This window comes from Erwinia sp. E602, from assembly GCF_018141005.1.
Taxonomy (GTDB): domain Bacteria; phylum Pseudomonadota; class Gammaproteobacteria; order Enterobacterales; family Enterobacteriaceae; genus Erwinia.
Genome location: NZ_CP046582.1, coordinates 3,603,353 through 3,629,896, shown reverse-complemented (window position 1 = coordinate 3,629,896; position 26,544 = coordinate 3,603,353). Strand labels below are relative to the sequence as shown.

24 protein-coding genes are annotated in these 26,544 nt (G+C 61.8%); 10 read left to right on the top strand and 14 right to left on the bottom strand.

The window, feature by feature from the left end; all coding sequences use genetic code 11:
* Positions 1 to 271: 271 nt before the first annotated feature.
* From GKQ23_RS18170 to gspS, 4 genes are all read left to right on the top strand, one after another.
* On the top strand, positions 272 to 1,510 hold the full coding sequence (locus GKQ23_RS18170; protein WP_212409083.1) for an MFS transporter: 1,239 nt from the start codon (positions 272 to 274) through the stop codon (positions 1,508 to 1,510).
* A 21-nt stretch (positions 1,511 to 1,531) separates the two neighbouring features.
* A complete protein-coding gene (locus GKQ23_RS18165; protein WP_212409082.1) occupies positions 1,532 to 2,959 on the top strand; it encodes a glycoside hydrolase family 32 protein in 1,428 nt (475 codons plus the stop codon).
* A 76-nt stretch (positions 2,960 to 3,035) separates the two neighbouring features.
* Positions 3,036 to 4,568: a carbohydrate porin gene (locus tag GKQ23_RS18160; protein WP_212409081.1), complete on the top strand. Its 1,533-nt coding sequence runs from the start codon at positions 3,036 to 3,038 to the stop codon at positions 4,566 to 4,568.
* 260 nt (positions 4,569 to 4,828) lie between these two features.
* Positions 4,829 to 5,206, top strand: coding sequence for a type II secretion system pilot lipoprotein GspS (gene gspS / locus GKQ23_RS18155; RefSeq protein ID WP_056240268.1), 378 nt, complete (start codon positions 4,829 to 4,831; stop codon positions 5,204 to 5,206).
* Between the two features lie 4 nt (positions 5,207 to 5,210).
* Here the strand turns inward: gspS and GKQ23_RS18150 are convergent, their stop codons facing one another.
* Complete coding sequence (locus GKQ23_RS18150; protein WP_212409080.1) at positions 5,211 to 5,891, bottom strand: hypothetical protein; 681 nt, start codon at positions 5,889 to 5,891, stop codon at positions 5,211 to 5,213.
* A 271-nt stretch (positions 5,892 to 6,162) separates the two neighbouring features.
* Between GKQ23_RS18150 and GKQ23_RS18145 the strand changes: the two genes are divergently transcribed.
* Genes GKQ23_RS18145 through GKQ23_RS18140 form a run of 3 tightly spaced genes read left to right on the top strand, consistent with a single transcriptional unit; the run spans position 6,163 to position 9,206 of the window.
* Positions 6,163 to 8,337 carry a hypothetical protein gene (locus GKQ23_RS18145; RefSeq protein WP_212409079.1) on the top strand — a complete coding sequence of 725 codons (2,175 nt, stop codon included), beginning with the start codon at positions 6,163 to 6,165 and terminating at the stop codon, positions 8,335 to 8,337.
* Positions 8,338 to 8,344: 7 nt separating this feature from the next.
* The gene (locus GKQ23_RS24095; RefSeq protein ID WP_256442806.1) at positions 8,345 to 8,467 is read left to right on the top strand and encodes a hypothetical protein; all 123 of its coding nucleotides are present in this window, start codon (positions 8,345 to 8,347) and stop codon (positions 8,465 to 8,467) included.
* Positions 8,468 to 8,501: 34 nt separating this feature from the next.
* The gene (locus GKQ23_RS18140; RefSeq protein ID WP_249168426.1) at positions 8,502 to 9,206 is read left to right on the top strand and encodes a DUF3142 domain-containing protein; all 705 of its coding nucleotides are present in this window, start codon (positions 8,502 to 8,504) and stop codon (positions 9,204 to 9,206) included.
* Between the two features lie 240 nt (positions 9,207 to 9,446).
* Here GKQ23_RS18140 and GKQ23_RS18135 read toward each other — a convergent pair whose 3' ends face one another.
* Positions 9,447 to 10,649: an MFS transporter gene (locus GKQ23_RS18135; protein ID WP_212409078.1), complete on the bottom strand. Its 1,203-nt coding sequence runs from the start codon at positions 10,647 to 10,649 to the stop codon at positions 9,447 to 9,449.
* Positions 10,650 to 10,711: 62 nt separating this feature from the next.
* Between GKQ23_RS18135 and GKQ23_RS18130 the strand changes: the two genes are divergently transcribed.
* The gene (locus tag GKQ23_RS18130; protein WP_212409077.1) at positions 10,712 to 11,734 is read left to right on the top strand and encodes an AraC family transcriptional regulator; all 1,023 of its coding nucleotides are present in this window, start codon (positions 10,712 to 10,714) and stop codon (positions 11,732 to 11,734) included.
* 51 nt (positions 11,735 to 11,785) lie between these two features.
* Here GKQ23_RS18130 and GKQ23_RS18125 read toward each other — a convergent pair whose 3' ends face one another.
* The 3 genes from GKQ23_RS18125 to GKQ23_RS18115 all read right to left on the bottom strand — a co-directional run bounded on the left by GKQ23_RS18125 (position 11,786) and on the right by GKQ23_RS18115 (position 13,081).
* A complete protein-coding gene (locus GKQ23_RS18125; RefSeq protein ID WP_212409076.1) occupies positions 11,786 to 12,223 on the bottom strand; it encodes a type II toxin-antitoxin system HicB family antitoxin in 438 nt (145 codons plus the stop codon).
* Between the two features lie 20 nt (positions 12,224 to 12,243).
* Complete coding sequence (locus tag GKQ23_RS18120) at positions 12,244 to 12,426, bottom strand: type II toxin-antitoxin system HicA family toxin (protein ID WP_056240251.1); 183 nt, start codon at positions 12,424 to 12,426, stop codon at positions 12,244 to 12,246.
* 169 nt (positions 12,427 to 12,595) lie between these two features.
* The gene (locus GKQ23_RS18115; RefSeq protein ID WP_212409075.1) at positions 12,596 to 13,081 is read right to left on the bottom strand and encodes a hypothetical protein; all 486 of its coding nucleotides are present in this window, start codon (positions 13,079 to 13,081) and stop codon (positions 12,596 to 12,598) included.
* A gap of 179 nt (positions 13,082 to 13,260) precedes the next feature.
* Between GKQ23_RS18115 and GKQ23_RS18110 the strand changes: the two genes are divergently transcribed.
* Together GKQ23_RS18110 and GKQ23_RS18105 are read left to right on the top strand one after the other, a co-directional pair.
* Positions 13,261 to 13,605: a hypothetical protein gene (locus GKQ23_RS18110; RefSeq protein ID WP_249168425.1), complete on the top strand. Its 345-nt coding sequence runs from the start codon at positions 13,261 to 13,263 to the stop codon at positions 13,603 to 13,605.
* Between the two features lie 54 nt (positions 13,606 to 13,659).
* A complete protein-coding gene (locus GKQ23_RS18105; protein ID WP_212409074.1) occupies positions 13,660 to 14,166 on the top strand; it encodes a DUF1640 domain-containing protein in 507 nt (168 codons plus the stop codon).
* Between the two features lie 26 nt (positions 14,167 to 14,192).
* On the opposite strand, the gene GKQ23_RS18100 is transcribed toward GKQ23_RS18105, so the two are convergent.
* The 9 genes from GKQ23_RS18100 to atzF all read right to left on the bottom strand — a co-directional run bounded on the left by GKQ23_RS18100 (position 14,193) and on the right by atzF (position 26,497).
* Positions 14,193 to 14,693 carry a hypothetical protein gene (locus GKQ23_RS18100; protein WP_212409073.1) on the bottom strand — a complete coding sequence of 167 codons (501 nt, stop codon included), beginning with the start codon at positions 14,691 to 14,693 and terminating at the stop codon, positions 14,193 to 14,195.
* A 166-nt stretch (positions 14,694 to 14,859) separates the two neighbouring features.
* Positions 14,860 to 15,558 (bottom strand): urea ABC transporter ATP-binding subunit UrtE, encoded by a 699-nt coding sequence (gene urtE / locus GKQ23_RS18095; RefSeq protein ID WP_212409072.1) that lies wholly within the window; start codon positions 15,556 to 15,558, stop codon positions 14,860 to 14,862.
* A 1-nt stretch (position 15,559) separates the two neighbouring features.
* Positions 15,560 to 16,351, bottom strand: a complete 792-nt coding sequence (gene urtD / locus GKQ23_RS18090) for an urea ABC transporter ATP-binding protein UrtD (RefSeq protein WP_212409071.1) — start codon at positions 16,349 to 16,351, stop codon at positions 15,560 to 15,562.
* On the bottom strand, positions 16,344 to 17,420 hold the full coding sequence (urtC, locus tag GKQ23_RS18085; protein WP_212409070.1) for an urea ABC transporter permease subunit UrtC: 1,077 nt from the start codon (positions 17,418 to 17,420) through the stop codon (positions 16,344 to 16,346). The genes urtD and urtC overlap by 8 nt, the downstream gene beginning before the upstream one ends.
* Positions 17,420 to 18,982, bottom strand: coding sequence for an urea ABC transporter permease subunit UrtB (gene urtB, locus GKQ23_RS18080; protein WP_212409069.1), 1,563 nt, complete (start codon positions 18,980 to 18,982; stop codon positions 17,420 to 17,422). The genes urtC and urtB overlap by 1 nt, the downstream gene beginning before the upstream one ends.
* Positions 18,983 to 19,068: 86 nt before the next feature.
* Positions 19,069 to 20,337, bottom strand: coding sequence for an urea ABC transporter substrate-binding protein (gene urtA, locus GKQ23_RS18075; RefSeq protein WP_212409068.1), 1,269 nt, complete (start codon positions 20,335 to 20,337; stop codon positions 19,069 to 19,071).
* Positions 20,338 to 20,364: 27 nt separating this feature from the next.
* Positions 20,365 to 21,066 (bottom strand): GntR family transcriptional regulator, encoded by a 702-nt coding sequence (locus GKQ23_RS18070; RefSeq protein ID WP_212411879.1) that lies wholly within the window; start codon positions 21,064 to 21,066, stop codon positions 20,365 to 20,367.
* Between the two features lie 9 nt (positions 21,067 to 21,075).
* Positions 21,076 to 24,693, bottom strand: coding sequence for an urea carboxylase (gene uca, locus GKQ23_RS18065; protein WP_212409067.1), 3,618 nt, complete (start codon positions 24,691 to 24,693; stop codon positions 21,076 to 21,078).
* Between the two features lies 1 nt (position 24,694).
* Positions 24,695 to 26,497 carry an allophanate hydrolase gene (gene atzF, locus GKQ23_RS18060; protein ID WP_212409066.1) on the bottom strand — a complete coding sequence of 601 codons (1,803 nt, stop codon included), beginning with the start codon at positions 26,495 to 26,497 and terminating at the stop codon, positions 24,695 to 24,697.
* Between the last annotated feature and the right edge of the window lie 47 nt (positions 26,498 to 26,544).

Below are 26,544 nucleotides of genomic sequence, written 5' to 3'. Positions count from 1 at the left end.
AATGTCCGACCTGTCGGTCAGTTGGCTCAAGATTACCCCACGTGAGCGGGGATGCCAAAGCTCGCGGGCCTGTTTTGTGCGCGGCAGCGTACCACCGTCCCGATAAATCCTCTTAGCCGTGCTGGTGCCTGACAAAAGTTGATCGCGCTCTCATTTGTATAATGTTAACGTTAACTCTTGTGATTAACATCAACTATCGCGCTGAAAGCAGATGTGGGAACTGTTTTGTTAACGTTACCATTGCGCCCACTATCCCTGTGAGTGTGCCACGATGAAAAAACATCATTCCCGCAGCTACCCGCTGTTAAGTGCATTACTGTTCTTCTTTTTTGTCAGCTGGTCTTCGTCCAGCTCGCTGCTGTCGATCTGGCTGCACCAGGAGGTGGGGCTGCGCGCCAGCGAAACCGGCATTATTTACTCCGTGCTGTCGGTAACCGCGCTCTGCGCTCAGGTGTGTTACGGCTTTATCCAGGACAAGCTGGGCCTGCGCAAGCATATCCTGTGGTGGATGACCGCGCTGCTGATCCTCTCCGGCCCGGCATTTTTGCTGTTCGGCACCCTGCTGAAAATTAACATCCTGCTCGGCAGCGTGTTCGGCGGCCTGTTTATCGGCCTGACCTTTAACGGCGGCATTGGCGTGCTGGAATCCTACACCGAACGCGTCTCGCGTCAGAGCACCTTCGAGTTTGGTAAAGCGCGCATGTGGGGCTCGCTGGGCTGGGCGGCCGCCACCTTCTTTGCCGGGCTGCTGTTTAACATTAACCCCCACCTTAACTTCCTCGTGGCCTCCTGCGCCGGGCTGGTGTTCTTCGTCCTGCTGGCGCAGCTGCGGGTGAATACGCCGGCCAGCCTGGAGAAGGTGGAGCTGGGCGCTCGCCCGGTGACGCTGCAGGACGCGCTACAGCTGCTGACCCTGCCGCGTTTCTGGGCGCTGGTGCTGTTCGTGATCGGCACCTGCATCTACGGCGTCTACGACCAGCAGTTCCCGGTCTATTTTGCCTCGCAGTTTGCCACCCTGCGCGAAGGCAACGCCATGTACGGCTACCTCAACTCATTCCAGGTCTTTCTGGAAGCGGCGGGCATGTTTTGCGCCCCGTGGCTGGTCAACCGCATCGGCGCCAAAAACGGCCTGATCTTTGCCGGCATGGTGATGGCGCTGCGCATGATCGCCTCCGGGCTGGTGGAAGGGCCGGTGCTGATCTCGGTAACCAAACTGCTGCACGCGCTGGAGCTGCCGGTGCTGCTGGTGGCGATTTTCAAATACAACAGCCTTAACTTCGACAAACGCCTCTCATCCACGCTGTATCTGGTGGGCTTTGCCTGCACCAGCTCGGTGATCGCCTCGGTGCTGTCGCCGCTGGCAGGCTACAGCTACGAGCGCTTCGGCTTCGCCCCCTCCTATCTGGTGATGGGGCTGCTGGTGTTCTGCACCACCTTTATCTCCATTTTCCTTTTACGCGGCAACAAGCCGTCCTCAGAGGCGCTGCCGGCGCAGCCCTCTGTCGTTTGAAAGCCAAAAGAGTAGAAAACTATGACGTTATTACTGGAACAGGCCGAACGGGCCCTCGGCGAGAAAAGTCAGGATCTGAACCCACGCTGGTACCCGCACTACCACCTGGCGGCCCGCGCGGGCTGGATGAATGACCCGAACGGGCTGGTGTGGTTCGACGGCTGGTATCACGCCTTTTATCAGCACCACCCGTACTCGGTACAGTGGGGGCCGATGCACTGGGGCCACGCGCGCAGCCGCGATCTGCTGCACTGGGAACACCTGCCGGTGGCGCTGGCGCCAGAGGGGCCGGAGGATAAGGACGGCTGCTTCTCCGGGTCGGCGGTGGTCAACGGCGACGAGCTGGCGCTGATCTATACCGGGCATAAGTTCCACGGCGATGCGTCCAGCGAGGATAACCTCTACCAGGTGCAGTGCCTGGCGACCAGCCGCGACGGCGTGCACTTCAGCCGCCAGGGGCAGGTGCTGGACACGCCAGCAGGGATGCACCACTTCCGTGACCCGAAGGTGTGGCGGCAGGACGGGGCGTGGTGGATGGTGGTTGGCGCACGCGATGGCGATATTGGTCAGGTACGGCTCTACCGCTCTGCGGACCTGCGGGAGTGGCAGGACGCAGGCGTGCTGGCGGTGGCCGGAGAGGGGCAGGGCTTTATGTGGGAGTGCCCGGACTTCTTTACCCTGAACGATAAGCAGGTGCTGATGTTCTCACCGCAGGGGATGTCCGCCGACGGTTATGCCAGCCGCAATCTCTACCAGAGCGGCTGCCTGGTGGGCCACTGGCTACCGGGCGAGCCGTTTGCGCAGCAGGGGGCGTTTCAGGAGCTGGATCGCGGCCATGACTTCTACGCGCCGCAGAGTTTCCTCACGCCGGACGGCCGCCGCATCGTCATCGGCTGGCTGGCAATGTGGGAATCGCCGATGCCGGAGCAGCAGGACGGCTGGGCGGGAATGCTGTCGCTGCCGCGCGAGCTGAGCCTGACGGCGGATAACCGGGTGCAGATGCGCCCGGCAGGCGAGGTGGAAGCCATGCGCCAGCAGTGGCAGGGCTGGGGGGTGAACACGCTGAACAACCAGCAGCAGCTGGTGATGGACCACTGTGAAAGCGCCGAAGTGCTGCTGCAGTGGGATCGTACAGCCAGCAGCGCCGAACAGTACGGTATCGCGCTGGGCGAGGGGATGCGCCTGTACGTTGACGCCCAGGCGCAGCGGCTGGTGCTGGAGCGCCACTATCCTCAGCATGGTCTGTGCGGCCAGCGCAGCGTGCCGCTGGGTGACGCGGGTGAACTTGTGCTGCGGGTGTTCTTTGACCGCTCGTCGGTGGAGGTGTTCGTCAACGACGGTGAGGCCTGCCTCAGCAGCCGCATCTATCCCGAACAGCGTCAGCTTAAGGTCTTTGCCTGGTCCGGCAGCGCCACCTTAACTGACTCTGGCAGCTGGTCTTTAAAATAAAAACAACCTTGCCCGCGGCCTGACGGCAGGCGGGCATTTCTCTCCTCTGTGGCTAAAATAATTAAAGGTTTATTCCATGAAGAAACGCATCGGAATCATGCTGTGCGCCGGTCTGTTACCTGCCTCTTTATATGCACAATCCACGTTAACCACCGAACAGCGTTTTGCGCTGCTTGAGCAGCGGCTGCTGGCCGCCGAACGGCGGGCGGATAACGCGGAGTCAGAAATCAGGGCGTTGAAAAAAATGCCGCCAGAACAGGGCGCTGTCGCCTTAGCGGGCCAGGCCTCTCCTCAGGCTGTGCCAACCCACGCCGGGCCACAGGGTAAACCTTCCCCCGCGCTGCCCGCAGAAAATACCCCAGCGCTAGCGGCGAACGTTGCCCCGCTAAGCGCAGCAGAAAATACCCCCGCAGCAGTGACAAATACCGCCACGGCGGCCGGGGGAAATAACACCGGCGCGGTCGGTGAAATTAAAAAACCGCTAACGCTAACCCTCAATGGAAATACCGATCTCAAGCTGTACGGTGACGTGGAGTTTAACGTTGACGCCGCCAGCCGCTCCGGCAGCCTGACCGCCATGAAGGGCAGCGACGGCAAAAGCGTTGCGCTGGGCAGCCAGGAGCGCTGGGACGTCAACGGACGGCTGCTGATCGGGCTGGACGGCTACCGCCGCGGTACGGATGACCGTTTCTCCGGCTTCAGCGTGCAGCCGCTGGCCAACGTCTCCGGCGGCATGGGGCTGGATGATGCGGTGTTCTTCTTCGGCCAGGAGAATAACTGGAAAGCCAAAGTCGGCCGCTATGAAGCCTTCGATATGTTCCCGCTCAACCAGGACACCTTCGTTGAGTACTCCGGTAATACCGCCAACGACCTGTATGACGACGGTTACGGCTACATTTATATGATGAAAGAAGGGCGCGGGCGCAGCAGCTCCGGCGGCGCGCTGCAGCTGAGTAAAACCAGCGGCCCGCTCTATTTCGAACTGAACGCGCTGGCGAAAGACGGCACCACCCTGTTCAACGATGACCAGTACCACGGCTACGGGCTGGAGAATAAAAAGAACGTGGTTTATCTGCGTCCGGTGGCGGCGCTGACGGTTGACGCCTTTACCGCCGCGCTGGCGATGGAGAGCAACGTGGTCAGCAATGCTTACGGCTACTATGACGCCAGCGGACGCTTCCACGATCAGTCGAAGCGTACCGGTTACGGTGCCACCTTCTCGTGGAACGGCCAGCGTAACGATCCGCAGAACGGCACGGTGGTTAACCTGAGCACCGCATACCTGGATGCCGAACAGGAGCAGGACTTCAGCGCCGGCATCAACGCCCTGTGGCGCGATATTGAACTGGGCTATATCTACGCCCATAACGACATTAAAGCCTTTAACTACGGCGACAGCGATAACGCCAGCGGGGAAGCGGCGATCATGGGCAAATACAGCCTGCACACCCTCCACAGCTCATACCGCTTCCGCAACGTAATGGATATGGAGAACTTTAACGTTTACCTTGGCGCTTACTGGTCGCGGATTAATATCGACAATAAACCGGCTGAGCAGAACGACAAGGATCGTTACGGCATGCGCGTGCGCTTTAAGTATTTCTTCTAGGGTTTAGCCCTGGCGGGTCAGTTCTGCGACTCGCCAGGGACAAACTGTCGCTCTCTACGTACAGGGCCGGGTAACGGAGCCAGGATTCATGCGGGTATCCGACCCTGATGTTCCTTATCGGGGGGCATTCGCGCCAGAAAATGGGCAAAGCATAAGCGGAATGGCTTAAACATCCTTAATTCCGCGGTTCTTCCTTGTCGGCGAAAGAGTGCTCACCTACCCTGTGCGCTTCTTTTAACCCTGTCTCTGGTGCCCTGCTCATGCAACGCTCGCTTTATCTTACCTTTGCCGCACTTACCCTGACCCTGCTGACCGGTTGTCAGCACACAGCGAAAATACCTCAGCCACCGGTGGCCACCCAGCTGGATCAGCTGTCCGCACTGCTGGCCGGTACGCAGTTTCTGCGTGAACACTGTTCACGCACCGATATCCCCGGTCAGGATAAACTGCAGCGCACAGCGCTGGAGACCGCAGAGCAGCGCGGCTGGAACACGCGGGTAGCCGATTATCAGCAACTGCCGGCGCAGACCGAGACGCGCTTCCAGGCACTGCTGCAGGACAACACGCCGGAAAATGAGAAATGTGCCACGCTGAACCGCAGCACCGCGCGCTTTATTGCTCAGGCGTCAGCCCGGTAATCACTTACACCACCATCAGCAGACAGAGGCCGAAGCAGGAAAGTCCGCTATTTTTCAGGCGCGCTAACCACGATGGACGGGTGCTATGCGTCGGTCGGGCGTAGGCTTCCTGTGAAGCAGTCGAAGCAGTCGAAGCAGTCGAAGCAGTCGAAGCAGTCGAAGCAGTCGAAGCAGTCGAAGCAGTCGAAGCAGTCGAAGCAGTCGAAGCAGTCGAAACGGTCGAAGCAGTCGAAGCGCTAAGGGGGAGCAGCGCTGGCGAAGGTTCTTCTGCGTCGGGCAATGCCGCGGCGGGCACCGGTTCAGCCTTATCTTCTGCGGCGGTTGTCTGCAGGCCCAGCAGCAGCGGTTCATTAATCTTCACGCCGTAATAGGGAACGGTCAGCACCAGCTGAGCGGGCAGGCGGTACTGCTTAAACAGCGCGCGCAGCTGGAACACCAGCTGGTGGTAGTTATTGTCGCCAATACGCTGGTGGTATTCGTACCAGACGATATTGATGATCTTGCGTTTGCAGGTAATGTTTTTAAACAGGCAGACCAGCAGCCGCTTTTGCGGCTCGCTCAGCGCCAGCGTCTGTCCGGTGGCGTGCAGCGTTAGCTGGTTGATACGGCAATCAAGGGTGGCTGCATCCTGAAATTTCAGCAGACCGGATTCAACGATCTCTTTACATTGTTCATGGGTTAACACAGCCAGGGTCCTCGGAGTTGATAAAACCGGTTAGAATTTCGACAAGTTTAGCGGGCGCCGTGTCAGCGAGGAATGGGAGCTTTCCCGCACGTTTGTAGGAAATTTCCTCAGTCTGAAGGAAGCGGTGGCGGCAGGAGGGCGTAACGTCTCCGCAAACTGAAACTCTGACCGAAGGCACCGCAGCGAGTGGGTAGCTCCAGCAGTGGGTGCCAGGATCACTCACCTGCGGTTATACTCCCGGCACTCCGTTCCCGCGACATGGAAGAGAACAATGCGAAATAACCGATCCCGTATCGGGCTGCTGGCCGGCCTTATCGTCGCAAGCCTGCCGGCGGCCGCCTCGTCAGATATTGAAAGCTGCCCGTGGGGTGAGCCGGGCTGCCTGCTGCAGGGCACCCCCTATCTGAGCAGCGGCAATGACTCCCGTGATAACCTGCTGCGCCTGCTCAGTGAAGGTAAGCCGATCGCCTTACCGGTGCAGCAGCCACCGGCCGATCTGACCCGTTCCCGCGACTACTATTTTGACTGGCACCCGCAGTGGGACCTGCCGCCGGCCGTGGCGGCAGGCGACGGTAAGTCCGGCGATCCGCTGGCGGCGGTGCCCGCGCTGGCACCGCAGATTGCACAGCTGCAACTTGACCCGGAACCCTTTACTACGGTAGCCGGGCAGCAGGATGAGCGGGCCGACCGGCAGGTCTCTAATAATCTCTACAGCGTCTCGGCGTTTTATGCCGCGCTGCTGGCGGAACCGACGCTGACCACCGAACAGCGGCATCAGCTGGCGCTGGCGCGGCTGGGTATCGCGCAGGGCGTGGAGGCGGAAACCGGTGCTGAACTGGCCAGCCTGGCGCAGAGTTTTCCGGCGAACTCTGCCGCGCGGCAGTTTGCTGACTACCTTGCGGCGGCGGTGCAGTTCTACCTCGGTGACTACACGGCGGCGACGGCGGATTTTGCGACGCTGGCCGCCGGGGAGCAGCCGTGGCTGGCGGAAACCGCCGGTTATATGCAAATCCGTACCGCGCTGAACCAGAGCAGCGCCAACAGCAGCGGCGAATACGGGGATTTCGACCCCGACAAAATCGATCAGGCTGCGGTCTCCGACGCCTTAGCCCGCGCACAGGGCTATCTGCAAAAATGGCCCGCCGGGCAGTACGCGACGGCGGTCAACAACCTGCTGCGCCGCATTTACTGGTATCAGCATGAGCCGCAGCCGCTGGCACAGCGCTATGAAGCGGTGCTGACTGCTGCACAGCAAGGCCCGGCGCTGACGAAGCTGATCCTCGAATATGACAACAAACTCGGCAGCCAGTATCTGGAAAAGCCGCGGGTTACCGCCATTCCCGACGCGCCGCTGGTCACCTTTATTGAATCCCTGCGTGCCATTCGCCCGGGCAGTGACGGTAAACCGGTGCTGACGCAGCAGGCGCTGGAAAGCCAGAAGCCGCTGTTTGAGCAGGCAGGAAAAGGGGCCTGGTGGCACTGGCTGCAGCACGAACTGTGGTTTGCACAGGAAGATTACGCCGCCGTGACCGCTGCAATCACTCCGGCTAAAACGCTGCCCGCCAGCGATATCCTCGCCTTCAGCGAGCAGGTGCTGTACGGCAAGGCGCTGATGCAGCAGCAGCAGTGGCCCGCCGCCCGTCAGCACTGGCTGACGCTGCTGTCGCTGAGCAAAGAGGTTGAGCAGCAGCAGTATCTGCAGGCGCAGCTGGCGGCGACGCTGGTGTTCAGCAACCAGGCGGATGCGGTGTTTGCCGCCGACAGCCGGGTGACCAACCTGCGCTTCCGCTCACAGGTGCTGAAAACCCGCGCTTCCCTGGCGACGCTGCGCCAGCAGGCGGAGCACGGGCCGAATGCCGAAGAGCGCACGATTGCCCTGCACACGCTGCTGACCCGTGACCTGACCGAAGGGCACTACGCTGACTGGCTGCAGGATAAAAAGGCCGTGGCGGGCATCACGCCGCCGGTTATCGGCGAAGACTTTGCCGATGTGAATCTCAGCGTCTTTGACTGGCCGGGCAGCGGGGCTGAGAGCGGTTACTACTGCCAGCCGCTGGAACAGACGGTCACCACCCTCAGCCAGAAACCAACGGACGGCCACGCGCTCAACTGCCTGGGCGAGTTCTTCCGCACCACCGGCGCGAAGGTGGATCTGTGGAGCGACCAGCCCGGCAATGATGTGCTGAACAGCGCCACCCAGCGCAAAGACCCGCCGGGGCAGCCGGACCGCCAGCGCTACTATCAGCAGATCGTCGCCGATCCGAAGGCGGAGGCCGAGGACAAAAGCTACGCCCTGTATCGCGCGGTGATGTGCTATGCCCCCTCCGGCTATAACGACTGCGGCGGGGCCGAGGTGGATAAGCGCGTGCGCAAAGGCTGGTTTAACCAGCTGAAAGCGGAATACGGGCGATCGCCGTGGGCGGAAAAATTAAAATATTACTGGTAAGCGGGCTGTGGCTGGCCTTCTGTGCGGCTTCGGTGTTAACGACAGCAGCGGCCACGGCTGCAAAGGCATCGGCACCTGCGCAGGCATCTGCAACGGCGTCCGGTGGGGCGGCTGTAAAGACGGCAGCTGAGGCACCGATACCGCGACCGACTACGGCAACGGTATTGGTACACGGGGCAGAGCGGGTTAACGCTGCCGGTCATCCGGCGTTCTGGCTGTGGTCAGGGGTGAAAACGACACCCGCGCTGCGCAACGCGCGGACGGTTTACCTGCACCAGGGGGAAGTGGTCAGCGGGGCGGGGGGCGTGCGCTTTCAGCCGCTCGGGCTGCCGGTCAGCCGCCTGACCTTTCCGCAGATCTGGCTGACGGTGCGTTTTGACACCCTCGACGTGCCGCCGGCAATGACGGCGCGGCTGGTGCGCCTGCTGCAGCGCTGGCAGGCGGCGGGTAATCAGGTGGCTGGGTTACAGGTGGATTTTGATGCCGCCACGCATCGTCTTGATGATTACGCCGCCTTTCTGCAACGGCTGCGCGCGCAGCTGCCGGCGCAGTTTGCTCTCGGCGTCACCGGGCTGCTCGACTGGGCGCAGACCGGCAGCGTCGCCACGCTCAACCGCCTGCCGGTGGACGAGCTGGTGGTGCAGAGTTACCAGGGCCGTAGCACGGTCAGCAACTATGCTGCCTATCTGCCCGCGCTGGCGCAGCTGCGTATCCCCTTCCGGCTGGGGCTGGTGCAGCACGGCAAATGGCGGGAGCAGGACGAGCAGCGGCTAAGGGCGTCGCCGTGGTATCGCGGTACGGTGGTGTTTATGCTGAATACGCCCCCTGAACATCTATCCGGAAAGGAAAATCCGCCGGAATTTCAGTGAGCTTGTTACAGGTTTGAGCGAGACACGGACGTTAATCTCAAAACGAGTATCATCAGTTTGCCGGAAGCTCCCCAAAAAAGGGCGGTTCGAATGACAGCAACGTTCACACTCCAGGTGCTTTAAGGACGAGCCGGTGGTAGCAACCCCTGACTCAGGTAAAACGAGAGCAGGGGTTAGTTTTGAGCGAAAAGTCGACAACAAATGGCTCGGGAATGGATTAAGATATCCCGCGGTGCTTTTTCAGGTCAGCGCGACCCGCACCTTTAATCCGATAACCAGCGTGGCAGCAAACATGATGCAACCCGCGGTGATGAAAACACCTGTTACGCCACTGAAACCAAACAGTAAGCCACCCAACGCGGCGCCAGCAGCAATTGAGGACTGAACTGCTGCGACGACCATGCCGCCAGCGGTTTCAGCCTGGTCGGGAACGGAACGCGCTACCCAGTTTGACCAGGCAACGGGTACGCCACCAAATGCCATCCCCCACAACGCGACGAACAACATCAATCCCGTTTCCCCCAGTGGCAGCAAAATCATGCTCAGTGCCGCTAAACCGACCAGCGCTGGCATCAGTATCAGGGTAAGACGGAGGCTTCTCTCCATCAGCCACCCGGCCAGCAGCGTACCGATAAAATTAGCGACGCCGAATCCAAGCAGTATTAAAGACAAGCGATCCACTTCAGGTTGGGCAATATTTTCAATAGCCGGACGAATGTAGGTAAACAGCGCATACTGACCGGTATGGGCAATCACACATCCCGCCATGCCCATTGCAATGCCGGGGCGGCGGAGTAAATCCATAACCGATGCCGTTATCATCATTTTACGCGGAGCCATACCAGGCAGGGTAAACAGCTGAAAGAGCAGCGTAAGCACGCCTACTGCGGTTGCAGCGACAAAAGCGCTACGCCAGCCATAGAGCCCCCCTAAATAGCTCCCCAGCGGGATCGAAACTACGGTACCGACGGCAATACCGCTGAAAATAATGGAGAGAGCACGCGGGACACGTTTCGCAGGCACCAGCCGCATAGCGACGGCTGCCGCCATGCTCCAGAAGCCTCCCAGCGCTATGCCCAGCAAAATGCGCATGACTAACAGAACGGCCAGACTGGATGAAAGTGCGACAAGCAGGTTGGAGGCAATCATCAGCACGGTAAAACCAAGCAAAACAGTTCGGCGATCGTAATTATGCGTCAGGCGGGGAACGGTCAGGCCAGCAAATAAGGCCACCACAGCCGTTACCGTCACGGCCTGACCAGCCAGCGCTTCGGTCACACCGAGATCGGCAGCCATGGGGGTCAACAGGCTGGCAGGAAGATATTCTGCGGTCAGCAAGCCAAACACGCCCATCGTCAGTGAAATGACGGCCATCCATGCGGATTCTTTGGGTTCAATACTCTGCAAACCAGCGGATAGATCTTCAGTTGCTTCAATTCTCATAACACACTCTTCCTGGGGAAAAATAACAGCTCCTATTCTGGAGTTGAACAACTGGACGATCTATGATGCCACATCCTGATTTTTTACCCGAAAACCCGAATATGCATGAGAATAAACATTTTGCCCTGTCATCTGAGCTGATCGGTGAACTGCTTCTGGAAATGCGCCTGCGTGGTGTTCAGTATCGCCGTTTACAGACGGGCCCTGAGTTTGGCGTCGGCTTTAGCAACAAACCGGGACACGCCTATTTTCATTACATCGCGGTGGGTACTGCTCTGCTTCGCACACACGACGGTACGTTGCACGAGCTAAGCGCCGGAAGCATGGTATTCATTCCACAGGGTGAGGATCATCAGCTTCTGTCGGATGTCAGCCGTTCATTTCAGCCTATTGACACGTTAGGCTCTGCTCCTTTAGGCGAGGCCGTCAGCGGAATCAATACTTGTCCGAGTTCGCATCCGACACCCAGCACGGTGCTGTTTTATGGCTGTATGGAGTTCGATCTCGGTGGCATGCAGGGTCTTGGTAAACTGATGCCGCAGGCCATCGTGGTTGAGGCAAATGAACAGCGCTATCCGGGTCTGATCCCTATTATGGGCGCGATGAAATTTGAAATCTGTTCCGGACGCGTGGGCTTCGCGGGCATTCTTGCACGCCTTGCAGAAGTGGCGGCTGCAATGATCGTGCGTGGATGGATCGAAAATGGCAGTGAGAACGCCGCTGGCCTTATCGCTGCGTTACGTGATCCACGACTTGCCCGGGCTATTCTGGCCATTCATCGCGACACGGGCCGGGAATGGTCTGTTGCTGAGCTTGCCGCCCAGTCGCATGTGTCACGTTCAGTTTTTGCTGAACGCTTTAAGTCAGTCATTGGCACATCTCCCCTGCGCTATGCAAGAGAGGTACGAATGCGCCTCGCAGGCCATTGGATTATTCACGATAAGATCTCCATTGATACCGTCGCTCTGCGCCTCGGCTATGCCTCACAGGCAGCGTTTAGCAGGGCTTTTAAGCGCATCAATGGATATCCGCCCGGCGCTATGCGGCAACGATCGGCCAGACGCAGTGATACAGCCACTGAGTGAACGTTATCTTTAACGTGTGCAGGGTTCGCCCCAGGGGGCGATCTCAACGTTTTACTGCGCCAGCAGTTCGCGCCGCGCCGCTGTCGCCAGAAAGTGGCTGCGGTCACGGTAGACACCGGGCTGGTCGCTGACCCGGCGGTCAATGCGCCCCAGCAGAGTGTCGGGCAGGCTGATATTAATGCGCTGCGGTTTACCGCTAAAGGCCGACAGATCCACCTCAATCACAAACCAGCGGTCGTAGTCAGCATACTCTTCGTCCTGCGCGTAGCGCACTACGCCGCCATCCTCGATCTGTTCGACGGAATAATTCCCGCTCAGCAGCATCTCTTCCACGATCAGCAGGATCGCCTCACGCGCCATCGCGGCGATCTCCTCGTGGGTGTCCGCCGCGGAGACGCAGCCGTAGTCATACGCGGAAAGCGCCGGGACGATAATCCCCCAGGCGCTGTCGCTATTTTCAGGTGTTTCCACACCGATGGAAAACAACATTCTGACCTCCTTGCGCGGGGCTATATTCCCGCCAGTTTCTTAATCGATCTGACCGTGCCGATCGGTAAATCCTTCTTCGGATGCGGCACCGGAAAGGTTTTCCCGCTGAGCGGGGACCACCAGATCTGATGACTGCCGCCGGTATTACGTTTGATCTCGCAGCCGGCCAGCGCCAGTTCCCTGATTAAATCGCTCGACTTCATCACTCCTCCTGAGGATAGGTTGATATTACACACGTATACACACAATCGCGATGCATCTTGTGCTGTTACCAGGCTGATGCTTGCAGCTGCCTGCAGAATTGATCTGGCGCAGGTTTTATGACGTCTTGCCCAACGGGATCGTGTTTTTATGCGGCCGCTTCAGAAGTCGTTAATGCAGCGCTTCGCCCTCGCTCTGCTCCAGCTTCAGCTCGGGTGCAAAGTGGATGCCGAGCGTGGTGGCAGTGGGTTCTTTATACTGCCTCCAGCGGTAGCTCAGGCGATCGCCATCGGGATCGCGCGTTCCTTTGGCGGGCAGATAAACGACCTCAGCCGCTTTCACCTGCAGGTTAACGATAGCGCTGCCCGACTGGCCGTTCAGCACCGGCTGCGGATTGTGGTTGGCCTGCTTCACGTCGGCGGTAACGCTCCACGCCATGCGCGCGGCGAAGTCATTCTGATAGGCGTGGCGCCAGCGCCAGATTGTCGCGTTGGCGGTACGGTAATCTTTGCCGTCCACGTCGGTGACGCTGTCCGAGGTACTGGTGCGTAGCCCGTAGCCCGTAGCCCGTTGCGCGTAAACGGGTTGATTGCCGCATAACGGCCACCCCAGCCGCCATACTTCAATAACATGAGAACGGATACGGAAATCATGCAAATGATGTCATCAGCAATGTTTCGTCATCACCCTGCGGCTGGATATTACCGGAGCGTATAGGAATTTATCGATAAGTGTGGTTGAAAGTTGACCGACTGGAAAAGCGTGATAGGCTGGGATTTCAGGCCCGCTGCTGGTGGGCTTCACCATCAGAAATTGACTAAAAGAGGGGAGCAGGGATGTCAGAAAATCTGTCTGTGCTGCCGTATCCCAGACTGGCCGCCGCAGCCGGCGGCCAGCCACCAGGAGGAGGTGGAGGTATGCATCAAAGGATGACCAAACTGGAAGAGCAGGTTGCAACACTGGTCGTCGACGTGGCGGTGATCAAATCGAACTATGCCACGCGGCACGATGTGGAGGGGCTGCGGGTAGAGATGCATCAGTCGATGTCCGGGCTGAAAGATAAAATTCATATCTCCATGTATGACATGCAAGTGAAAATAGCGTCACAAACCCGCTGGCTGTGTAGCGTAATCTTTGTCGCACTGGGTCTCGGATTGTCGATCGCCAAAATCATTTTTTAAGGTTAATGACCCGCCAGTCAGGCTGGCGGGAACAATTCAGAAGGAGTTGAAGCAATGAACCAACGTATAACCAAAGTTGAAAAGCAGGTTGCCGGACTGGCGACAGATATGGCCGTGATGAAAGCGAACAGCGTTACCCGGCATCATGTCGATTGCCTTGAGGCCGGGATGCGCCAGTTAATAGCCGGGCTGAGAACTGAACTGCGTCTTTCCATATCCGATCTGAAAGATCAAATGCACGCCTCAACATCCGGGCTAAGAGATGAAATATGCAACTCAACATCCGGGATGAGAGATGAGATGCGCAACTCAGCATCCGGACTGAGAACTGAAATGCAGACCTCAACATTCAGACTCAAAGATGAGATACAGACCTCAACATACAGACTGAGAGATGAGATGCAGACCTCAGCATTCTCGCTGGGAACTGAAATGCAGAACTCAGCGGCAAAATTGAAAAGTGAAATACACGACCTGATGCTTACTCAAACCCGCTGGTTTTGTAGTGTGCTGCTTCTCGCCCTGGCGACCGGCCTCTGGTGCGCTAAGTTGATTTTTTAGCGTCCCGGTCGGGCAGGAGTGCGGGCTTACGGCGTAAGCGTCTGTTCGAAAAACGCGTGGTAACGCCCCTCCGGATGGCCGAAGACGATCAGGTTGCTCTTGGCACGGGTAATGGCGGTATAGACCAGCTCGGCATCGTCGTCCTTGGTCAGCACAACAATGGCGGTTTTACACTCCATGCCCTTATAACTGTGCGGCGTGGAGAATTTCACCAGCCCGGAGTTTTGCATAAAGAAATTTTTCTTTCTGCGCCTGAGCTTCTCGCGGGCTTCCCGGAATGGCGCTTCTGCCGGATAGAGCTTTTTCAGCGCCTCAATTTCCTGTTCCGTTTCAAACATCACCATGGTTTTCTCACCGGCAGCGATCGCGCTGTTGATCCGGCTCAGCAGGTCAATCGATGAGCAGATAATCACCACGTCATTAGGGTGCAGGTGCTGTTCACGCATCAGCTTTTGCATGCCGAGCGCCATCGCTTCTGCGCTCTCTTCCGGCAGGCGGGTGTGGTACTCCAGCAGATCGAAATTCATGCTGGCCTGCAGCGGCTCCGACTTTAATTCATCTCCATACGGCGTTGCTCACTGCAGAAAACGGGCCGGCGTCCGGCCGCAAACCACAATATGCCGGGCGGCCCATATATCAGCTCAGCGAGGCAGAAGCCTGCCAGGCTGAGGATGGCTGATTAACCCAGCCGGTCTATATCGCCACCAGCCCGCGCACGCCGTCCTGCTCCATGGTGCTGCCGCTGCCGCGCTGCACGATATCCCCGCGTGACATCACCAGATAGCTGTCGGCCAGTTCGGCGGCAAAGTCGTAGAACTGCTCAACCAGCAGGATCGCCATATCGCCACGCTGTGCCAGCTGGCGGATCACCGTGCCGATCTCTTTGATCACCGAAGGCTGGATCCCCTCCGTCGGTTCGTCAAGGATCAGCAGCTGTGGCCGACAGGCGAGGGCGCGGCCAATCGCCAGCTGCTGCTGCTGGCCGCCGGAGAGATCGCCGCCGCGCCGCTGCCTCATCTCATGCAGTACCGGAAACAGCTGCCAGATCTCGTCGGGAACCCGTCTGGCCCCGGCGGCCGGGAAGCGTGACAGGCCCATCAGCAGGTTCTCCTCGACCGTCAGCCGTGGAAAGATATCACGGCCCTGCGGCACGTAAGCCATTCCTGCCTGCACGCGCTGGTGCGGCTTACGGCCGTTGATCACCCGATCCTGCCAGCGAATTTCACCGGATTTCGCCGGGATCAGCCCCATCAGGCACTTCAGCAGGGTGGTTTTTCCGACGCCGTTGCGGCCCAGCAGGCAGGTGATTTCACCCACCTTTACTTCAAATGACAGGCCACGCAGAATGTGGCTGCCACCATAATACTGATTCAGTTCAGACACCTGTAACATGTTAGCGCCCCAGATAAACGTCAATCACCTGCTCGTTGGCCTGCACCTCGCGCAACGAACCCTCCGCCAGCACCTGCCCCTGATGCAGCACCGTAACCCGATCGGCAATGGTTTCGACAAAGCCCATATCGTGCTCGACCACCATCAGCGAGTGCCGCCCGGCCAGGCTGCGAAACAGCTCGGCGGTGTACTCGGTTTCGGCATCGGTCATGCCCGCCGCCGGTTCATCCAGCAGCAGCAGGTGCGGCTGCTGCACCAGCAGCATACCGATCTCCAGAAACTGTTTTTGCCCGTGCGACAGCAGCCCGGCCTGGCGCTGCTGCTGGCTGGAGAGGCGCAGCAGCGTCAGCACCTCGTCGATACGGTCCCGCTGTTCGCCGCTGAGCCGCGCGCGCAGGCAGGCCCACACCGACTTATCGCCCTTCAGCGCGATCTCCAGGTTCTCAAACACCGACAGCGCCTCAAACACCGTCGGTTTCTGGAACTTGCGGCCGATACCGCGGCGGGCAATCTCTACCGGCGAGAGCCGGGTCAGATCCTGCTGCTGGTCATAAATAATCTGGCCGTTGTCCGGCCGCGTTTTGCCGGTGATCACGTCCATCAGCGTGGTTTTCCCCGCGCCGTTGGGCCCGATAATGCAGCGCAGCTCGCCAGCGCCAATCTGCAGCGACAGGTCGGTCAGCGCGCGAAAGCCGTCAAAGGTAACGTTGACCTTGTCCAGCTGCAGCAGCGGGTCGGCCTGATGGCGGTAGCGGTCGGCGGGGTGCGCCTGGGTATAGGGTAAGTCAGTCATTTTTCCTCCGGCGCAGCAGGCCGATGATGCCGGTTGGCAGGAACAGCGTGACCAGAATAAACATCAGGCCGAGGAACAGCAGCCAGACTTCGGGGAAGGCGACGGTAAACCAGCTTTTTGCGCCGTTGACCACCGCCGCGCCGAGCAGCGGGCCAATCAGCGTGCCGCGCCCGCCCAGCGCCACCCAGATGGCGGCCTCGATCGAGTTGGTGGGGGACATCTCGCCCGGGTTAATAATGCCGACCTGCGGCACGTACAGCGCCCCGGCCAGCCCGCACAGCACCGCCGACAGCGTCCAGACGAACAGCTTAAAGCCGGCCGGATTATAGCCGCAGAACGTCAGGCGGTTTTCGGCGTCGCGCACGGCGGTCAGCACCCGGCCAAACCTGCTGCGCGCCAGCGCGAAGCACAGCGCCAGGCTGGCCGCCAGCAGCAGGACGGTGGCGATAAACAGCCCGATCCGCGTGCCGGTGGCGGTGACGTTAAAGCCCAGCAGGGTGGTAAAACCGGTAAAGCCGTTGTTGCCGCCAAAGCCGGTCTCGTTGCGGAAAAACAGCAGCATGCCGGCGTAAGTCAGCGCCTGGGTCATAATCGAGAAGTAGACGCCCTTGATCCGCGAACGGAAGGCGAAGAAGCCAAACAGCAGCGCCAGCAGCCCCGGCACCAGCACAATCAGGCACAGCGCCCAGGCAAAATGCTGCGTGCCGGCCCAGAACCACGGCAGCTCGCTCCACGACAGGAACGACATAAAGGCCGGCAGGCCGTCACCGGCCGCCTGGCGCATCAGATACATGCCCATCGCGTAGCCGCCCAGCGCGAAGAACAGCCCGTGCCCCAGCGACAGCAGCCCGGCGTAGCCCCACACCAGGTCCAGCGCTACCGCGACGATGGCGTAGCAGAGAATTTTGCCCACCAGGGTCAGGGTGTAAGCGGAGAGCGCCAGCGGGTGAGCGGCCGGCAGCAGCGCCAGAAACGGCAGCAGCAGCAGGGCCAGCCCGGCCAGCAGCGCGAGGATCGTCGTCATGCGCGGCGCGCGGCGCGCCAGTTTTAACGTCAGCGGTTGTGCCATCAGTCCGTCACCCTTCCTTTCATAGCAAACAGCCCCTGCGGTCGTTTCTGAATAAACAGCACGATCAGCATCAGGATCAGGATTTTGCCCAGCACCGCGCCGACCTGCGGCTCCAGCACCTTGTTGAGAATACCGAGGCCGAGCGCGGCGACCACGGTGCCCGCCAGCTGGCCGACCCCGCCAAGCACCACCACCAGGAAGGAGTCGATGATATAGCCCTGGCCCAGCTCCGGCCCGACGTTGCCCAGCTGCGACAGCGCCACGCCGCCCAGCCCGGCAATGCCGGAACCGAGGCCAAACGCCAGCATGTCGACGCGGCCGGTGGGCACGCCGCAGCAGTCGGCCATCGCCCGGTTCTGGGTGACGGCGCGGACGTTCATCCCCAGCCGCGTGCGGTTGAGCAGCAGCCAGGTCAGCACCAGCACCGCAATCACAAACAGGATCACCGCGATGCGGTTCCACGGCAGCACCAGGTTCGGCAGCACCTGCAGGCCGCCGGAGAGCCACGGCGGATTGGCCACTTCCAGGTTCTGCGCGCCAGACAGCATGCGCACCAGCTGGATCAGCATCAGGCTGATGCCCCAGGTGGCCAGCAGCGTCTCCAGCGGGCGGCCGTACAGATGACGGATCACCGTCCGCTCCAGCAGCATGCCGATGGCGGCGGTGATGAAAAAGGCCACCGGCAGCGCCAGCAGCGGGTACCACGCCAGCCACTGCGGCGCAAACTGCTGAAACAGGTTCTGCACCGCCCAGGTGGCGTAGGCACCGAGCATCAGCATCTCGCCGTGCGCCATATTGATCACCCCGAGCAGGCCGTAGGTGATGGCGAGGCCGAGCGCCGCCAGCAGCAGGATCGAGCCGAGCGACAGGCCGCTGAAGGCCTGGCCGAGCAGGTCGCCCCATTTCAGGCTGTCTTTAAGCTGTTGCAGGCCGTCGGCGGCGGCGTCACGCACCATCGCCTCCGGCTCCGCGCCCGGCTGCGTCAGCCGCTGCAGGCTGGCCTGCATCGCCGGGTCACCGGAGGCCGCGAGCAGTTTCACCGCCTGCAGCCGCACCAGCGCATCGCCGTCGTGCAGGTTGCGGGTTGCGATCGCCAGGCCCAGCGCCGCCTGCACCCGCGGATCGCGCTCTGTGCTCAGGCGCCGGGTCAGCAGCGGCAGCTGGTCGGCTGCGGCGTCGTTTTGCAGCTGACGCGCGGCGCGCAGGCGTACTTCTGCGTCCGGGCTGACCAGCTGGTGGGCGGCCAGTGCGCCGGCAATCAGCCCGCGCAGTCGGTTGTTCATAAACAGCTTTTTAGTTTCACCGTTCGGCTGCGCGGCGCTGTCCAGCGGCAGCAGGCGATCGCCGGCCTGGTTAAACGGCTGATGGCTGGCATCGGTCACTACGCTTTCGGCCCTGAGCGCATTCAGCAGCGGCAGGCGGCTGGCCTCCGGCGCGGCCGCCCACTGCTGCAGCAGCGCTGCCTGCTGGCTGCGGCTGGCCGCCGCGAAGCTGGCACCGTCGCCCGCACGCGCCAGCAGAGGCAGCAGCAGCAGGCTGATAAAGAACAGACGTATTGTCATAGATTGACCCTGATGACGAAGAAACAGAAGAGCGGGCCGCTGTCGGCCCGTCGCGGACGCCCCCGCAGTACGGGGGCGTAACCGGACTACTGCACGGTTTTCACCGGGCTGTCGGACTTTTTGTCATTGCCGGCGATATACGGGCTCCACGGCTGGGCGCGTACCGGTTTATCGGTCTGCCACACCACGTTGAACTGGCCGTTCTCTTCCACTTCGCCAATCATCACCGGCTTGTGCAGGTGGTGGTTGGTGGCGTCCATGGTCAGCGTAAAGCCATCCGGTGCGGTGACGGTCTGCCCGGCCATCGCCGCGCGCACCTTATCGACGTCGGTGGTGCCGGCTTTTTCAACCGCCTGTGCCCACATATGAATGCCTGCCCAGGTGGCTTCCATCGGATCGTTAGTCACCACGGTGTCGGCGTTCGGCAGCTTGTGCGCTTTGGCGTAAGCACGCCAGGCGGCGACGAACTGTTTGTTGGTCGGGTTATCCAGCGATTCGAAGTAGTTCCAGGCCGCCAGCTGGCCGACCAGCGGTTTGGTATCGATGCCGCGCAGCTCCTCTTCGCCCACCGAGAAGGCCATCACCGGGATATCGGTCGCCTTAACGCCCTGGTTCGCCAGCTCTTTGTAGAACGGCACGTTGGAGTCACCGTTCACCGTCGAGATCACCGCCGTTTTACCGCCCGCCGCGAACTTCTTGATATTGGCGACGATGGTCTGATAGTCGCTGTAACCAAACGGCGTATAGACCTCCTCGATATCGCTCTCCTTCACGCCTTTGCTGTGCAGGAAGGCGCGCAGGATCTTGTTGGTGGTGCGCGGGTAGACGTAGTCGGTGCCCAGCAGGAAGAAGCGTCTGGCGCTGCCGCCATCCTCGCTCATCAGGTACTCCACCGCCGGGATCGCCTGCTGGTTCGGTGCCGCGCCGGTGTAGAACACGTTCGGCGACATCTCTTCCCCTTCATACTGCACCGGGTAGAACAGCAGCCCGTTCAGCTCTTCAAATACCGGCAGCACCGACTTACGCGACACCGAGGTCCAGCAGCCAAACACCACCGCCGCTTTATCCTGGCTCAGCAGCTGGCGCGCTTTTTCAGCAAACAGCGGCCAGTTGGAGGCCGGGTCAACCACCACCGGCTCCAGCTTTTTGCCTAATACGCCGCCTCTGGCGTTGATCTCGTCGATGGTCATCAGCGCCACGTCCTTCAGCGGCGTCTCCGAAATCGCCATGGTGCCGGAGAGGGAGTGCATAATGCCGACTCTGATGGTGTCAGCCGCCTGCACGCCCCAGGAAAGTCCCATACTGACCACGGTGGCGGAAAGTGCAAAAGCCTTAAGCAACGTACGTCTCTTCATTGGTCTGTCCCCTGAACGGTCTGTGTGTTAGTCGGTGGTTTGCAACCGGGCCTGCTGCAGCCGGTGTAAGGTAATGTTCCTGACTTCTGCTCTGCTGACGGCGATATGGTCAGTCAGTATCTGCTGTGCCTCCTCACTCTGCTGGCGGAAAACAGCGCCGAGGATCAGCGCGTGTTCGTGATACGTCGCCGCAATACGGTCGTCGCGGGTGAAGTCCAGACGACGGATAATGCGAATTTTTTCAGTCAGTTCCGCGTGAACCAGCGCCATCTGCTGGTTACCGGCGGCCACCACCAGCGCCTGATGAAACGCCTCATCGAGCAGCGAGACGCTTTTGCCATCGCTGAGCGGCGGCTGCCCGCACCAGAACTGCTGCTGGTCGCGCAGCAGGCTGGCGCACCGCGCGGCGGGCAGGGCGCACAGGCGGCGCAGCGCCTCGCACTCCAGCACCGTGCGCAGGTCGTACAGTTCGTCGAACCAGGCGAAGTCGAACGGCCTGACCTGCCAGCCGCTGCGGAACCACACTTCGACGTAACCCTCGCGTTCCAGCCGGAACAGCGCCTGGCGCACCGGCGTGCGGCTGACGGAGAGCCGTTCGGCGATGGCGTTTTCACTGAAGCGGTCGCCGGGCATCAGACGAAACTCAAAGATGTCGTTTTTCAGCGCCTGATAGACCCGTTCGGCCAGCGCCTCCGGGCGCGCTTTGCCGCGCGTGGCGGCGGTGGTCATATTCATCCGTTACTCCAGCCACAGCAGGGTATCGCCCGGGCTGACCGGACGACCGGGGACGCAGGCGATGCGCTTCACGCGTCCGGCCCGTTCAGCCACGATCGCCAGCTCCATCTTCATCGCCTCAACGATCACCAGCGTCTGGCCGACCGCGATTTCGTCGCCCGGCTGCACCAGCACCTTCCAGATATTGCCGTTGAGATCGGCCTGCACCGGCATGGCTCCCTCCTCCTGCGCTGCCGCGTCGCTGAGCGGCTGGTCCCCGGCAGGCAGGGTCAGATCGCTCTCCGCCCACAGCGCCACCTCCTGCTCAAACGCCGCGCTCTGGCGCTGGCGGAAGGCGTCGATCGCCGGGGCGTTGTCGGCCAGGAAACGCTGATGTTCGGCAAAATCAAACTGCGTCTCTTCAATGCGCACCGTGGCACGCCCGGCGCGGAAATCGTCGCGCAGCTGCGTCAGCTCGCTTTCGCTGACCGGGTAGAAACGCACCTGGTCAAAGAAGCGCAGCAGCCACGGCTGACCTTCGGCAAACTGCGGGTTATGCAGATAGCGGTTCCAGATCGGCAGGGTGCGGCCGACCAGCTGATAGCCGCCGGGGGAGTCCATGCCGTAGATGCACATATACATGCCGCCGATGCCGACGGTGCCTTCGGCGGTAAAGGTGCGCGCCGGGCTGTATTTGGAGCTGAGCAGGCGGTGGCGCGGATCGATCGGCACCGCGCAGGGCGCACCGAGATAGACGTCGCCGAGGCCGAGGATCAGATAGCTGGCGTCGAACAGGATCTCGCGCACCGCGTCGCGATCGGCCAGGCCGTTGATGCGCTGCAGAAAATCGACGTTGTTGGGCAGCCAGGGCGCGCGGTCGCAGACGGTCTCCCGGTAGCGCTCCACCGCGCCGAGGGTGGCGCTGTCTTCAAAGGCCATCGGCAGCCAGACGATGCGTGACGGAACCTTTAGCCGGCTGACGTCACCCAGCGTGGTTTCGGTCTCCAGCAGCAGGGCGATCAGCGTGCTCTGGCTGAGCACCCGGCTGTCGTAGCGCACCTGCAGCGAACGTACCCCCGGCGACAGCTCTTCGATCCCGGCCACCGCCTGCGCCTGCAGCGCGTTCATCAGCAGGTAAATGCGCAGGCGCAGCGCCAGGTCCATCACGTTATCGCCGTACTCGATCAGCACGTAGTTATCCCCGGCCTGGCGCCAGACGGCGCGTGGCGTGGTGGCGGTTGCCGGGCGGGCGGCCAGCAGCGTGGCCGAGCCGAGCGCGGTATCGGCCAGCGACACCGGCGGGAAGGTTTTGATGCCGGCCGGGCGCAGTGTGTCAATGGTTCGCGCCTGCGCCTGTTCCAGCGCCACCGCCTCTTCGGCGCTAATCGGGTGGAAGCGAATGCGGTCGCCCGGCTTCACCTGGCCCACTTTCCACAGCTCGGCGCGGGCGATGGTCACCGGGCAGACAAACCCGCCGAGGCTCGGGCCGTCATGGGTGAGGATCACCGGGAAGTCGCCGGTAAAGTTGATCGCGCCGATGGCGTATTCGCAGTCGTGCACGTTGGAGGGGTGCAGCCCGGCTTCACCGCCGTCGGCGCGCGCCCAGTCCGGTTTCGGGCCGACCAGCCGCACCCCCAGCCGGTTGGAGTTGTAATGCACCTGCCAGTCGCTGGCGAAAAATTCATCGATAGCGGCCTGGGTAAAGAAGTCCGGCGCGCCGTGCGGGCCGTACAGCACGCCGATGCGCCACAGGTCGCCGTACTCCGGCACCAGCGCCGCCGCCATCGCCTGCGGTTCGCTGACCGGGGCCGGGGTGGTGCAGGCGGCCAGCTGCGGCTGCGAGACGGGCAGCATATCTGCCACCCGCAGCGTGCGCCCGGCGTGGCCGCCGAACTGGCCGAGGGTAAAGGTGGCGCGGCTGCCGAGGTACTCGGGCACGTCAAGGCCGTTTCTCACCGCCAGATAGGTGCGGCAGCCCTGCTGTGCGCGGCCCAGCGTCAGCGTCTGCCCGGCCCTGACCTGCACCGGCTGCCAGTACGCCACGGGCTGGCCGTCAAGGTCTGCCGGGCAGTCGGCACCGGTCAGGGCGATCAGCGCCGCGCTGTGGAAGCGCAGCGTCGGGCCCTGCAGGGTAAACTCCAGCCCGGCGGCGGCGGCATGGTTGCCAACAATGCGGTTGGCCAGCCGGAACGCCTGGTCATCCATCGGCCCGGAGGGCGGCACGCCGATATCCCAGTAGCCGAGGCGGCCGGGGTAATCCTGAACGGTGCTGAAGGTACCGGGCTGCAGCACCTCAATCACCGGCGATGCGGCACTGAAGCCGTCGAGCCAGCGCGTCCACACCTCGCCGCTGCGAAACGCGTCGGCGGCGACGATCTGCCGCAGGTAGTCGAGGTTGGTGGCGATACCGTGCAGCTGGGTGGCGGCCAGCGCCGCCTGCATTTTCTCCAGCGCCGCCTCGCGGGTGTCGGCGTGTACGATCAGCTTGGCGATCATCGGGTCGTACCACGGCGACACCTCGCTGCCGCTGGCTACCGCGCTGTCAACGCGCACGTCGTGCGGGAAGCTGACGTGGGTCAGGGTGCCCGGGCTGGGCTGGAAGTTTTTCAGCGGATCTTCGGCGTAGAGCCGCACTTCAATCGAGGCCCCCTGCGGCGGCTGCTGCAGACGATCCCAGTCGATGGCGTCGCCGGCCGCCACCTGCAGCATGCAGGCCAGCAGATCCAGCCCGGTGACGCACTCGGTTACCGGGTGCTCCACCTGCAGGCGGGTATTCACTTCGAGGAAGTAAAACGCGTCCTGCTCTGCGTCGTAGATAAATTCCACCGTGCCGGCGCTGCGGTAGCTGACCCGCTCACCCAGGCGCACCGCGGCGGCCAGCAGCGCGTCGCGGGTGGCGGCGGGCAGATGCGGAGCCGGGGTCTCTTCCACCACTTTCTGGTTACGGCGCTGTAGCGAGCAGTCGCGCTCGCCCAGTGCCACGACTTTGCCGTGGCCGTCACCAAAGATCTGCACTTCAATATGCCGGGCGCGATCGATGCAGCGTTCAAGGAACACACCGGCGTCGCTGAAGAACTGCTCGCCGAGGCGGCGCACGCTCTCCCAGGCCTGGCTCAGCGCTGCCGCATCGGCACAGCGGGTCAGGCCGATACCGCCGCCACCGGCGGTACTTTTCAGCATCACCGGATAGCCAACCTCAGCGGCGGCCAGCAGCGCGGCGTCGAGCGAGGCCAGCAGCGGGGTGCCCGGCGTCATCGGTACGCCGGCCTCGGCGGCCAGCTCCCGCGCCCGGTGCTTCAGGCCGAACTCGCCGATCTGTTGCGCGGTCGGGCCAATAAACACCAGTCCGGCCTGTTCACAGGCGTCGGCAAAGGCCAGGCTTTCGGAGAGAAAACCGTAGCCGGGCCACACCGCCTGCGCGCCGCTGGCCTCCGCGGCGGCAAGGATTTTATCAATGCGCAGATAGCTGTCGCTGGCCTTGTCGCCGCCGAGGGCGATCGCCTCGTCGGCGTCTTTAACGTGCAGCGCGTTGCGGTCGGCGTCCGAGAACACCGCGACGCTTTTAATCCCCAGACGTTTCAGGGTGCGGATCGCGCGGCAGGCAATTTCACCGCGGTTGGCAATCAGAACGGTATGGAACATGTTAGCGACTCCCCTCAGTGGCCAGCCAGTGACGCCAGCCGCCTGATGCAGTAATGTCCAGCGCGTTGCTCAGCGCCAGCCCTTCACAGATAAAGCCCTTCACCACCCGGCCATCGGCCAGCGTCAGGCTGCCGATGCCCAGCGGCGCCGGGACCTCGGCGACAAACTCGCCGAAGCGCGCCAGCGGGATATCCCACAGCTCGACGACGATCGCCCGGCCACTGTCGCTATCCGCCCGCATCAGGCCCGGCTTCTTCACCGGTCCGCCCGGCAGGGCAAACAGCCGGTAGCAGGGGGCGGTGGTGGTCTCTTCAACCCACACCGCCCGGCGGCTGGTGAGCTGGAAATTCAGCGGCATGCCGCTGAGGTGCGCGCCGACGACGGCAACGCGCACGTGGCTGGCTGAAGGGGGCAGCGGTGTCGCAGTGGCAGGCAGTGGCCGTGCGGTGGCACCCGGTGCCAGCGCCAGATGCTGCTGCCAGCGCTGACCAAAGTCCGCCAGCGCCCGGTCATGCCACGCCGGGGCGATCAGCGTGATGCCGGCGGGCAGGCCGTCGGCGCGGAACGGCGCGGGCAGCGCCAGCGCCGCCAGGTCGGCGAGGTTGGTGAAGTTGGTGTAGGTGCCAAACTGCGAGTTGAAGCGCACCGGCTCCTGCTGCATCTCGTCAAGGGTATGAATGGTGGGAGAGGTGGGGACCAGCAGCGCATCGACCTCACCTAACGCGGCGTTAATCTGCCGGCTGAGCTCCGCGCGCTGATATTCGGCGTTCCACGCGTCCACCGCGCTGAATTTTTTCCCCTGCGAGATGATGTGGTGGACGGTCGGGTCCATCTCACCGGGGCGATCCAGCATCGAACCCACCGCCGCGGTGCGCTCTGCCACCCACGGGCCGGTATAAAGCTGTTCGGCCAGCTGAGAGAACGGCGTGAAGTCGATGGTTTTGAAACGCACGCCCAGTGCCTGCAGCTGCGACAGCGCCGCCTGCCAGGCGGCCCCGGCCTGCGCGTCGCCGAAGAAGGTGACCTCGTCCGGGATAGCCAGCAGCGGCGACGGCGGCAGGGCCGCCGGGGCGCAGGCCGGATCGCGGCGTGAATAGGCGTCGGCGGCATCCTCGCCTGCGGCCAGCGTGGCAACCAGGAAGGCATCGGCCACCGTCAGGGCAAACACCGAGAGGGTGTCGTTCAGCCGGCAGGCCGGTACCACGCCGCTGGCCGACAGCCAGCCTTTGGTGGGTTTCAGGCCGACGATATTATTGAAGCCGGCCGGTACGCGGCCGGAACCGGCGGTGTCGGTGCCCAGGGCAAACGGCACCAGGCCGCGCGCCACCAGCGAGGCAGAGCCGGCGCTGGAGCCGCCGCTGACGTAGCGCGGGTCAAAGCTGTTTTTCACCGCGCCGTAGGGCGATCGCACGCCAACCAGCCCGGTGGCGAACTGGTCGAGATTGGTTTTGCCGATGACGATGGCACCTTTCGCCTTCAGCCGCGCCACGGCGCTGGCGTCACGCTGCGCCTGATAGCTGAACGCCGGGCAGGCGGCGGTGGTTGGCCAGCCGGCGATATCAATATTGTCCTTCACCGCAAAGGGCACGCCAAATAGCGGCAGGCTGTGCGGATCGTCATGCAGCTGCGCCAGCAGCGGGATCAGCTGATCGGTAATCTGCTGCGGCGTGGCGCGGTAAATCCACGCCTCATCGTCTGACGGTAATGAGGCGAGATAGTCCGTTAAAATCGTTGCGGCATCGCTGGCATGCAGGCTGAGGTGCTGGTGCCATTCACCGATTGTGTAGCCACTGAATATGCTCATTGATGAATCCCTGCTGGTATACAAGATGGGATTCATATAGCAAGGGC

Excerpts from the sequence above, each read along its gene's own strand:
- urtC (WP_212409070.1), bottom strand. The coding sequence starts at position 17,420 with ATGGCACAACCGCTGACGTTAAAACTGGCGCGCCGCGCGCCGCGCATG.
- GKQ23_RS18105 (WP_212409074.1), top strand. The coding sequence starts at position 13,660 with ATGAACCAACGTATAACCAAAGTTGAAAAGCAGGTTGCCGGACTGGCG.
- GKQ23_RS18070 (WP_212411879.1), bottom strand. The coding sequence starts at position 21,066 with ATGACCACCGCCGCCACGCGCGGCAAAGCGCGCCCGGAGGCGCTGGCC.
- uca (WP_212409067.1), bottom strand. The coding sequence starts at position 24,693 with ATGTTCCATACCGTTCTGATTGCCAACCGCGGTGAAATTGCCTGCCGC.
- atzF (WP_212409066.1), bottom strand. The coding sequence starts at position 26,497 with ATGAGCATATTCAGTGGCTACACAATCGGTGAATGGCACCAGCACCTC.
- GKQ23_RS18110 (WP_249168425.1), top strand. The coding sequence starts at position 13,261 with ATGTCAGAAAATCTGTCTGTGCTGCCGTATCCCAGACTGGCCGCCGCA.
- urtB (WP_212409069.1), bottom strand. The coding sequence starts at position 18,982 with ATGACAATACGTCTGTTCTTTATCAGCCTGCTGCTGCTGCCTCTGCTG.
- urtA (WP_212409068.1), bottom strand. The coding sequence starts at position 20,337 with ATGAAGAGACGTACGTTGCTTAAGGCTTTTGCACTTTCCGCCACCGTG.
- GKQ23_RS18145 (WP_212409079.1), top strand. The coding sequence starts at position 6,163 with ATGCGAAATAACCGATCCCGTATCGGGCTGCTGGCCGGCCTTATCGTC.
- GKQ23_RS18100 (WP_212409073.1), bottom strand. The coding sequence starts at position 14,693 with ATGAATTTCGATCTGCTGGAGTACCACACCCGCCTGCCGGAAGAGAGC.
- GKQ23_RS18135 (WP_212409078.1), bottom strand. The coding sequence starts at position 10,649 with ATGAGAATTGAAGCAACTGAAGATCTATCCGCTGGTTTGCAGAGTATT.
- urtD (WP_212409071.1), bottom strand. The coding sequence starts at position 16,351 with ATGACTGACTTACCCTATACCCAGGCGCACCCCGCCGACCGCTACCGC.
- GKQ23_RS18120 (WP_056240251.1), bottom strand. The coding sequence starts at position 12,426 with ATGAAGTCGAGCGATTTAATCAGGGAACTGGCGCTGGCCGGCTGCGAG.
- urtE (WP_212409072.1), bottom strand. The coding sequence starts at position 15,558 with ATGTTACAGGTGTCTGAACTGAATCAGTATTATGGTGGCAGCCACATT.
- GKQ23_RS18170 (WP_212409083.1), top strand. The coding sequence starts at position 272 with ATGAAAAAACATCATTCCCGCAGCTACCCGCTGTTAAGTGCATTACTG.
- GKQ23_RS18160 (WP_212409081.1), top strand. The coding sequence starts at position 3,036 with ATGAAGAAACGCATCGGAATCATGCTGTGCGCCGGTCTGTTACCTGCC.
- GKQ23_RS18165 (WP_212409082.1), top strand. The coding sequence starts at position 1,532 with ATGACGTTATTACTGGAACAGGCCGAACGGGCCCTCGGCGAGAAAAGT.
- GKQ23_RS18130 (WP_212409077.1), top strand. The coding sequence starts at position 10,712 with ATGATGCCACATCCTGATTTTTTACCCGAAAACCCGAATATGCATGAG.
- GKQ23_RS18125 (WP_212409076.1), bottom strand. The coding sequence starts at position 12,223 with ATGTTGTTTTCCATCGGTGTGGAAACACCTGAAAATAGCGACAGCGCC.
- gspS (WP_056240268.1), top strand. The coding sequence starts at position 4,829 with ATGCAACGCTCGCTTTATCTTACCTTTGCCGCACTTACCCTGACCCTG.